The sequence below is a fragment of the Candidatus Ichthyocystis hellenicum genome (assembly GCF_001460935.1).
GTDB lineage: Bacteria > Pseudomonadota > Gammaproteobacteria > Burkholderiales > 2013Ark19i > Ichthyocystis > Ichthyocystis hellenicum.
This window is the reverse complement of record NZ_LN906597.1, coordinates 2,001,607-2,012,144: the sequence shown is the minus strand read 5'-3', so window position 1 is coordinate 2,012,144 and position 10,538 is coordinate 2,001,607. Positions and strand designations below refer to the sequence as shown.

Below are 10,538 nucleotides of genomic sequence, written 5' to 3'. Positions count from 1 at the left end.
AGCTAACCTTTTGTCTAGATCATTATTCCAGTCAACAAATCTTTGTACTTCTTTTCTTGCTTGATCCCAGTTTGTGGTTTTAACTCTGATCCAACTACTGAAGCAACAACAACTACTGAAGCAACAACAACTACTGGGGCAACAACAACTACTGGAGCAACAACAACTACTGACTATACTACTACACGCATTGATGAAGAATATGTGACCCCAATTGATAATGTTACGGTTATTCCTGGAGGCGACAATACAGTTTTATTTGGTGTGTTGACTTTATTTCTATTAGCTTGTGCCGCATCTGCTTTTTTAATATTACGGGTGGTAGTGAGAAAACGCAGAAGAAGACCAGAGGTAAGCTATGTGGAGTTAAAACGTGTTAGATATTTTTATGGAGGTCATCGCTTGTCTCCAGGATATTCTGAAGATAGGCTTTATGCTGATGATTCCAGTGAACGTCTTAATTTATCAGATAATTATTTAATGATTGATAATCCAGCCTATGGGTTTTGTTTGTCATCTCGTTCTGTTTCTTTAGGCGACTTGAATTGTAGTTCTTCGGTTTCTAGAGGTGGGGCTCTATCTAGACGTTGTCGTTCTTTAAGTATGGGTGAAGCCAATTTTTATGGGTTGGGACTAAGTTTGGTTCGTCCGGTAATAGTAGATCCTCTTAGTAGAGAAACAGAACGTGGGGAAGATAGGTGTGTTGATGACTTGTGTTTATTGTCACGTTCTCACTCTTTTAGTAATGCGCATGGCATCACAATGCCGTGCTACCGTTCCTTGAGTCTGGATCAGATGAGTTTGTCTGGGTTAAGATTAGGTGATGTTTGTCAGGGCGGGGATGAATCGGTAGACAACGGGGAAGGTGCTCCCTCCGTTGGTGATTTGAGTGTAGCTCCTAATGTTTCTTCAAGCCGACATAACTTGAATCTTACATGGTGGCAGAGAGAGGAGTTGCTACGCAGAAGGAGATGGAATGCTGCTCTTAATAATTTTGGTGGGGACAGTCGATATAGGTTGGATTATGACGTTTATAATTGGACTGAATAGAATTATGTAAGCGTAAGACCAAAGTCTTTTTAATTGGTTTTTGTTGCAGTGTTGCTAAAACAGAGTTATCTGGGTTGTGACTTTTAAGTTTCTTGTTCCTTTAATCTAATTAGTTTTATATTTTTCTTATAAGCTTTGTGTGCTTTGCTGTGTTTTTTGCAAAGTATTGTCAGTCGAGCTTAATGTGCTGCCTTATCTTTATGAAAAAATAACAGGTAATTTGCTAAGTTGCATGCATTAAGTATATGGTCATTGGCAAAATAAGCGTTTATTTTATGATAGATGCCTACTGATTTATATGTGTTTGTCGACATTGTAAATGGAAACCCATTTAATGATAAATGAAAATAGTAACCATCAATTTTAGTGGTTACAAATAAAAAGGTATAACTAAGCAGTAGAAAGGTAAATAAAATTGTTGTAGCTTATGACAATAGGTGCTTTGTCTTTTATCTTGATGAATTTGTAAATACACCACGGCATGCGTATTCTATCTTCTTTTTTTTATAAAATGACAACAAAAACAGATGAATCCCATGATTATTTGTTAGATACAGATCATAAATGGAAAGAGTTTCGTTCTGTTAGTTATGGCACAGCAGAACCTCCTAAAGAAAACACAGAAAATCCTTTGACGGAGATGTATAAGGCCAATATTAGACAAAAGAGGGCACAGGATGAGTTGAATTCATTTGGGTCTTCTTCATCAACGGAGCCAAGTGTATTATCTACAGTAATTGGCGTGATACCCGATTTATTGGCGGGTGTTTCTGGGGCAGGAGGAGCTAATTGTTCTAGCGTTGCCGAATCCTTATACCATCAACTATCAAATATCACCGTGACGTCAGCTCGTATTTATGTACCCCTAAACAATAACCAATCGAAAAAAGTACACTCTATTATTGGCAGCATGTTTTTGTCTAGGACAGGTTTATATTCACCTTTGTTAGCTAATGATACAGGTATAGTTAGAAATGAAACTGTGCTAAAAAATGTTGAAATCAGGATTAATAAGACTCAAGCGATGACGATTAGAGATCAATTATGCCCACTCAATGTTACTTTGGAGCAGGATTGCTTTAATAATCCAGATGTTGTTAGGTCTTTTATTGCACAGGTTTCTTCTCCATCTGTATTGTCAGAAGTAGTTTGTGATGAGCTTCCATCCTCTATTGAAGTTATTACTGATAGGGGAAGTTTGTACAGCGGCAAACATCTGAAAAATTGCCAATATTACAATGCTCCGGTTGTGCTTTCACGTGTAGAGCCAACTGCCGTGGGTCCTATTCACATTTCTCCAACTTTACGGATAAACAAAAGTAAATATAAGCCAGTTAATGTTGCTATTGTTTCTGACGGAGTTAATTCCACCAAATTGCTCCCCATTCCAGGGATTACAGTTACTTTGACAAAATGTTTTATTCAATATGGTGATATGGTGGGGAATTTTTGCAAAAATGAGGAATTAAATACAGGCAGTGTAAGTTGTAGAGAAAATAAGGATAATAAATTAAGAGAATGTGTAGATGGAAGTTTAGTGAGTTATCGTCTTGGGCAGTTGGTTCCTGGGTCTATGGTTGTGGATCTAAGGGCATCTTTCTATCAAAAGACGGGTAACAAGATAATGGTTAGGCAGTTGTCAGAGTCAAACATTTTGGCATCTATTAATACTGTGTTGGAACTTTCCTCAAACACAAGGCCTTACTATATCTACATTATTATGCCTCCAGAGCAAACTACATCGTGTTTTTTTTATACCCCTGCAGTTGAACGTGCTGTGCATCAAGCAAGAAAGGAGGGAATAAAAATATTTGTTCAGGTTCCTAATTTGAGCGGTGATAGGTTTCCTAGTGGAGTTAGAGAAGTTATTTCGATTGAAGAGGCTCTTGAAGTTGAATCAAGTTTTGAATTTACCATTCCTACCGAGGTAGTTACCACACATGTGGTTACTACACATATTACGCCTACTGATGAAGCTCATAAATTTGGTTCGTTATGGTGGGTTGTTTTAGGTATATTCTTAATTAGTGTTGCCGCTTTTATTATTGTTTTTATTATGAGGATCAGAAAGCATGAATATAGACGTTTGGTAAGCTCCATAGAGCTACAGTCTTTTGAAGTTGTTAATAGTTTAATATCAGATGAAGATGTTGAAATAGTGTTATCTAAGTCTGATGAATCTGATGTAGCTGATTCGTCTGCAGAAGATAGTTGCTCCTTGGGGAAACAGGGTTTGTTGCCGCGATCATTTTCTTTCTGTGCTGGTGATAAGGTGGCATCTCTAGGTTATCGCTCATTGAGCTTGGATCAGATGATTTTTTCTGGAGAACTAGACTTAGGTGTAATGGGTAGCGACCTGGAAAAAATAGGTGGTGCGGATAATTTTAATTATTCTGGTGCTGTTACTAGAAAATATTCAGGACAAAGCGATATTGGCGCGGCTTCAGAACAAAGTAATTATAGACTTACCGGGTGGAAACTTGAGGAACAGGAGCGCAGACAGAGATGGAATGCTGCCCTTGATAATTTTGGTGGTGATTCTAGGCACAAGCTGGAATTATATGACCCCGATTTGGGGAAATAGATAGTTTTTAGATGTAGTATTAGTGTTTATAGCGTCTCCATATCTGGGATCTTGATATCATTTTTGCTGAAATCGGCATTTGGTAGCATGGATTTTAGGTCAAGCCATGAATATGTTTTTGTTCCTACCGTAACTATGTCTCCGCAACGAGGGTGAAGAGACCAACTATTATCGAATGCGTGTTCGAAGCGAGTAATAAAATATTCTGGTCCTTCATACTGATCTGAAGGGTTTTTCTTAGGTTTTAAAATCTCCATGACCAAATCTAATCCATCTATTTTTAGTACCACCGGATCAAGATGGGTATCCATGAATTCAGTGTATCCAGCTGAGTTGAACTTCAGATTGGTTAATCTTTCTTCTTCTTCAGATAATCCAGGGCTGTTTACCAGAGTTATTGACTTTAAGTATTCCATTGCTTCTTCGGGTACTATTAATTCTACTGCTGGTGTGCCGTCGTCTCTTTTGTTTTGAGACAATAAGGTTAAGTGGGTTACTCCAGGTAGTGGAGGGGTTTGATATTGTATTTTTCCCTCATGGCTTTGCCACAGCTTACCAATAAAATGATAGTTCCCTGCGTCTTGTAACGACAAAAACTTCAAAACTTTGTTGCTGCACTCATTGTTGCCTCCTATGGATATAGAAGCCAAAAGGTCTAAAGGTGTGTTTTTTGCCAATGTTGTTGCATATAGTAATTGTCGTTCTTTTTGGCTATAACCAACTACTTGGTACACTTGGGGTGTTTTTTCTAAGGCGGTTTCCCCTATTGGCGAAGCTGATTTTACTAGACTCCAGTCTATTGTGAATATTTGGAAATTTGTAGTGTCGTACCACATTATCGTACTAACATTACCTTCAGTCATTGCTGCTTCTGGAGTTGGTATCGGAAAGAAGCGTTGCTGTGATGTTCCGTATTTCGAGAACAAGCTTTCCAGTTTCTGCTTTATGTAGGATGATTTGTTTTCATTTTTTTGTAAATCATTCCATATTTCGATTCCAACGCCTAAAAGCTGCATGCGTTGATGCCATTCTCCTATTGAATTTGGACTTATCTGCAATCCAACTAGTATTCCTGGGGATAGTCGTACCTTCATAATATTTAGTAGTGAGTTGATATCAACATCTAAAATTTCCTCTCCTTTAAATATTTCTTTTAACTGTGGTAGTTGTTCTTCTTCTAGGTTAAGTGTCTTTTTATCTTGTGGAAAGGGATCCACCAAATGCAATTTTATAGGCTGAGTTCCATTATTATGCAAATCACGTTTGCTTCGTGCAGGTGCTGAGCTCTTGATTACTGCAATTTTAGTATCATTGTGAGCGAATGTTCCAACAAGACGGGGGTTGTGTTTATCATCAATAGGTACGATGAACGTCTCTCCATTTGTTTGTATCATAGTGTAATTCATCTCAGTTCCATTTTTATATAGCAACGGAACATTTGGTACCAATATAGTTGACAGGGGATTTTTTTCTTGAAAGTCTAATGTTTTATTAATGAAGGTTGCATTAGTTGCTGCATCTTCAGTAGCGATAAATAATTTGCCGTTTGATCCACCATCAATTCCTTGTGGACTAAGGGCCATTTCTCCAGGCACAACCTGTGATTTTCCTGTGGACTTGTCTATAAGCTGTTTAGGGTGAATATATGATATTGATACCTGGTCGAGTTGTACTTGATGGTCGTCAATTTGTTTTAGCAACAAGCTTTTTTCTTTGCTGAAAAAATAATAAGTTCCGAATTCGCGCCATTTCTCATTCTTATATTCTATCCTGTCATTTATTTGAGGCTCCTGAATCCAAATTAATTCTATGTCCTTCCACTCATTGCTTGAATTACCGTACCTGTTTTTTACCTCTGATGATAAACAGACAGGAATCACATGTTCTTTTTTCAACTCAGGATAGATATCATCTTGTTTTTGATCTGCATCGGTTAAATTTTTAGGGGATACTATCCATCCCTGTCCTATTTCTGCATCTGGGTTTTCACGGCAAGATAAATCATATACTGAAGTTACTGGTTTCCAGATAATATTGGTAGGGCTAGAAGAAGATGCAGCTTCAGGTCCAGTTTTGGGGTTTTTTCTAAGTAAAGTTTCTACTTCAGTTTTTATTTTTTTTGCTTCCCCAACTATCCATTTGTTGGTGAATTTAGATGATGCAGTTGTATTTCCCCCTCCAGGGTTTCCAACAAAGTCTATTTTTATTCCTTCCTTTTCTACTGCACAAGTCAAGCTGTGATATTCTTTTCTATTCTCATGGTCTAATTTTTCGGCAAGATTTAAAGTTATTACTTTTCCATTAGGAATGGAAATTTTAGTTGTTGTTTTTGCTCTGCCTGCCAGTGGATCAGAATAGTCTGTGTTTTTGTGATCTTGTGGATCTGGGTCTTCCAGTTTGCATTCTGGTAAGTGTTTTCTCCATTGATCAAATGGGGATTCATCTTGTGATTCACCTTTTGATTTTTGCACAGGCGTTGGTTTCATCTCTAGAACTATAGTGTATCTGTTGTTATCTTCATGAGCTATTTTTACTTCTTCAATTTGTCCTGGGTACCACTCAGCAAGTCCTATTTTAGATGAGTCGTGAATGTTTCTAAATTTGACATTTGCATTAGGGTTAGCGATTAATGTAGCAGTGGAATTCGGTTTTACGTCAAAGGTATAATCTCGTGTTAGGGCATTCCTATTCCAAGAGTTATGCATCACCCCCGTAATGCCAATCTGGTTTAATGGAAAATCTAATGCAGGAGGAATCATAAGCGAAGGTGAGTCTATACCAACTGTTACGAAGGTTTCATGTTTGCTATCATGGTCGTAGTATCCTCTATCATAACTAACGGCAATAATCCCACCCAGCCCGGTCACATAGTTTACCAAAGGATAGTATTTTTTGAATGTAGCTCCTTGAATACGAAAAAAGTCTTCTGGAGATACTGTTACTACATTTATATATTTGAATTTATTTAATACTGACTTTCGGTCGGGGGCACCTAAACCGAAAGTGAAACTTTCATAGCTAGGGTGGTAATTTACCGGTTTTCCTTGAGGAAGTATCATTATTTTTGTTTCTGATTCGTTGTTTTTTGCCAGAAGTAAAGATTTTTTATGCATCTGCTGCACGATTTTTTGCAGGTTTAGGTGGGGGTAGATTTTTTTTATTGAAATCGGTTTTTTTTCTAACATCCTGTCAAAGGAGAAACGTATTTTTGCTATTTGTTGAAGAGAAAGTCTTGAATTGATGCCATAGTATTTATCATACATAGGTCTTAATTGGAATGAGTTGTTTGTTTTGGTTGCTACTATTGTGCTTCCTGATATGATTACACTGTCAATTGGGATGCTTGGATTGAAGTGTATTACCTTGTTGTCATTGGTAATCCAGTTTCCCATTAGTAGCTCTACAATGGCTTTAATTTCCATATCTGTTTGGCAAAATCCTTTGATAGCTTTGTAAAAGCCAACGGTTGCTTGTTGGAAATATTTTGTTAGCGCATGTTTAAGTGCCACTATTACCAAGCTTATTCCTGCAATTATTGCCCCAAATCCAGGGAATGCTAGCCCAACGATTCCTAGTCCGATAGAAGCTAATCCGGAGGCTAAGTCGGCTGTTGCTTTGCCGAATTGATATGATGTTTTGGCTTCTGTCATGCTTTTTATAGCAAATCCCGTGTTTATTCCTCCTACAATCATAGATCCTACTGCGGAGCCAATAGACGCTTTTGTTATTACGCTTCCTGTGCTTTTCGCTACTTTTGATGCAACTTCAGCGGATGATGCTGTTAGAGCTGATATTTGTTCGGTTAGGAATGCACTCCACTGAGCTGAGGCAGATAACATGTTGAATAAGGAGGATGAGTAGTTAATAATAAATAGAGCTTGTTGATCTGCGGGGAGATTGGATATCTGGTTTAGTGATGCATACATTTCACATAAGGAGACAATATTTAGGATGTCAGTAACAAGACCAGATAATTTTGACATGACTGTGTCGACTATTGTTGGGGGGTACATGAGATTTATCAGCTTATTGATCTTATAAAGAAGGCCCACTTTGACCTTAATTGTTGCAACGGCTCTTTCGGCATTTGCCTTAAAAAAGGCCTCCAATTGAGCTCGGCGGGTTTCTGTTCCTAAGGGGGCGTTTACCGTATTAGTAGCCTCCTCGGCGGACCATATTTTTATGCTTATATTGCCATCACTATCGATGTTTGTGTTTTCTTCAGAAGCTGATCTAAATAAATTTCTTATGTCTACCAAGGCGTCATCGCTAGAAACCCCGGCTCGGATAATTTCAACGTCAATATGTGTATAAATTTCAGCTGCAACAGCTCTTATGGATGCCAAGTTACGGTTACTGGTGACAATGTCTGGACTGGTTACACCTGATTCATGTGTATGTGATGTATATGTGATCGAAGGTTGGGATCTAGCTCTTAAGAGGTGACGAGCAGTTATTGGATCAACACTTTCTGCTATTGCCGTAATTAGGGATTCTAACGGATTTGATCTTCGTATAGTACTGGCACTTATGAGCCTGGGAACATCTGATAATATATCTCGTAAAGGAAAGCTGCCAAGGGCAGGAATAACTTGATCAGAGAGTGTCGGGTTGTACTTGACTATGACGGCACGACCAGTTCCCGAAGTCATTGGGGCTAATGTATCGGTACTGCCGTAATTGTCAAAAGCTCCTTGCAAAAAATAAATTGCTTGTTCTCTACTGAACAGGGGAAACATGCCAGTGTCAGGGTCAAAGAAAGTTAGTACAGGAGTTAGGCTCGTGTCACCGGTAAATCCTTTTACTAAAACGGTTTTGTGCTTAGGAAATCCGACAAAGAAGGTTGTTCCTTCTTTTACTTCTGGGGTTAATAGCAAATTGTACATCTCCTCTGCACTAATGCGAGTTTTATAATCCGCTCGCTCCAGAAAGGTGGGAGCTAGGTTTGTATCTGTTTCTCCTACAGACATTGATAGTTTGCTCAGGTGATGTAACGACCTTCCTAGTTGAGTAAGTTCTTGCATTTGTCCTTCAGTGGCTGCCTTAACAAGAAACTCTTGTACACTGGAGGTGAATTTAACAGCGTGCTCAGCTCCATGCCTATGTACTGCGTCTGCTATACACAGCGACAGCCCATGGGATATGCCCACATCATCGGCTATGCTAAGAAAAGAGCCTTCAAGTATGATTTTTGGGCTAAGCTTTTCTGGAGCGGTAATTCTGGGGTTGTTCATAATCAGAGCCTTTTCTTCTGTACTTAAAGAGCTAGACCATGAAGAAAAGAAGGTATCAAAACGAGAGTGCAGGTCAGGGCTAGTCAGCAATTCTTGGGACCAACGAACATGAGAATCTATAATGCTGCTATCAAGTATATACTGATTAACAAAGGCCCGGCTTTCTCCTAGATTACTGACTAATCTTTCATTTGATACTTTTATTACTATTAGTGCATTAAGTAGTTTTGCCTCATCAGTTATTAAACCAAGGTTTTCACCATTTACCCCGAGGGCTCTTAGTAATTCTATATTTTCTTCGAGTGAAGATATTTTTGTTGTTTCGTAGCCTTTTGTATATCCAGGATTGTCACGGTGGGTAGCTGCAACTATTCTCATCTTTAATTCATGACCTTGATTTGACAAATTAGGGGCTTTTAGAGAATTGATTTTATCAACAGTATCCATTGCTCCCAGAAGCTTTTTAAATCCTTGCTGAGCATCAGCAGAAGAAAATCCGCTTTTAGCAATACGGGAAATATAGGCGTCAAATTCTGGTTGAGGTATTAGTTCCATCTCTCCGCTTATAAAGCTGGTAAATTCTGCTACTGAAGTAGCCGGTGACTCAATTGGTCTGTCGAGGTTGCGTTTTACTCTTTTTATTGTTTTTTCTTCTTGAGATCTGTTCATCCAATGATCAAACTCTTTTCTCATGCTTTTTTCTGTTTGTTTCTGCATATATGTATATGATACATTGACAGCTTCGGCACCTAATGATGGTAACCAAGTACTTTTGCTGTTTTGTTCCTGTTCTCTGTTTCTGTACACTATCTCAATGTTTTGTGTTGTAAGTGGGCTGAATGTAGTAATGGCGTTTGAATTATTAACTTCTTTTTCATTCTGGGCTAATTTTTTGTGTATGCGAGTCACCAATAAGTAAATATGAAACTATATGTAGTATGTACTTCAAATCAAATATTATGTTTATTTGCTAAGTAAATATATATTTCGGATGATAAATAAAGACTCATTATAAATTGTAATTATTGATATTGGATCATATATAATTTTCACCCCGTTCAATCAAATACCGCTTCGCCTGGTATTATAGGTTACATGTATGCAGTATCGCCTAATACTTGCTGTTATGCCTGTTTGTTTATATTATTTGTCTCAGCTATATTTTTCTTTCTGAAATGGGGCCATTGTAAATCAACCTGTGTAATTCTGTTAAACTAGATCAAATTATATCGCTATATAGATAATATATAAACAGAGAAAAATGCAGAACACCATCTGCAGATGATATTATAGCTTGTCACAATTAAGGGGGAGATCTCGCTTTAGTAATTCTCCACCCACTTATGTTCGTATCACAAAGTAATTTTTATAAACTGTTAGTATTAGTACTCACACATACGGCAAATACAGTAGGATGTATACATCAGTAGAAGCAATTTATAAAATCATATTAATTTAAAATGAAGCCGATATACTAATATAATACTATCAAAATTGTTCCCAATTGGTATTGTTATTAGCAGTCAAAACATTAAAGTTCACTTATATAATAATGAGTTATTGTTCATAGTGGTTATTTGCATATATGAATATTATTTATTTTTTGCACGAAGCAGAAAAATCCTGCAAGTTAACATAATTATTTAGCAATAAAACACGAAACCAATTGT

3 protein-coding genes are annotated in these 10,538 nt (G+C 37.6%); 2 read left to right on the top strand and 1 reads right to left on the bottom strand.

Going from position 1 to position 10,538, the window contains the following annotated elements; translation table 11 throughout:
• Nucleotides 1–60 precede the first annotated feature (60 nt).
• Together Arg41_RS07350 and Arg41_RS07345 are read left to right on the top strand one after the other, a co-directional pair.
• Complete coding sequence (locus Arg41_RS07350) at nt 61–1,050, top strand: hypothetical protein (RefSeq protein ID WP_172792687.1); 990 nt, start codon at nt 61–63, stop codon at nt 1,048–1,050.
• A 481-nt stretch (nt 1,051–1,531) separates the two neighbouring features.
• On the top strand, nt 1,532–3,634 hold the full coding sequence (locus tag Arg41_RS07345; protein ID WP_139057344.1) for a hypothetical protein: 2,103 nt from the start codon (nt 1,532–1,534) through the stop codon (nt 3,632–3,634).
• A gap of 26 nt (nt 3,635–3,660) precedes the next feature.
• Here Arg41_RS07345 and Arg41_RS07340 read toward each other — a convergent pair whose 3' ends face one another.
• A complete protein-coding gene (locus tag Arg41_RS07340; protein ID WP_092490692.1) occupies nt 3,661–9,777 on the bottom strand; it encodes a hypothetical protein in 6,117 nt (2,038 codons plus the stop codon).
• Nucleotides 9,778–10,538 lie beyond the last annotated feature (761 nt).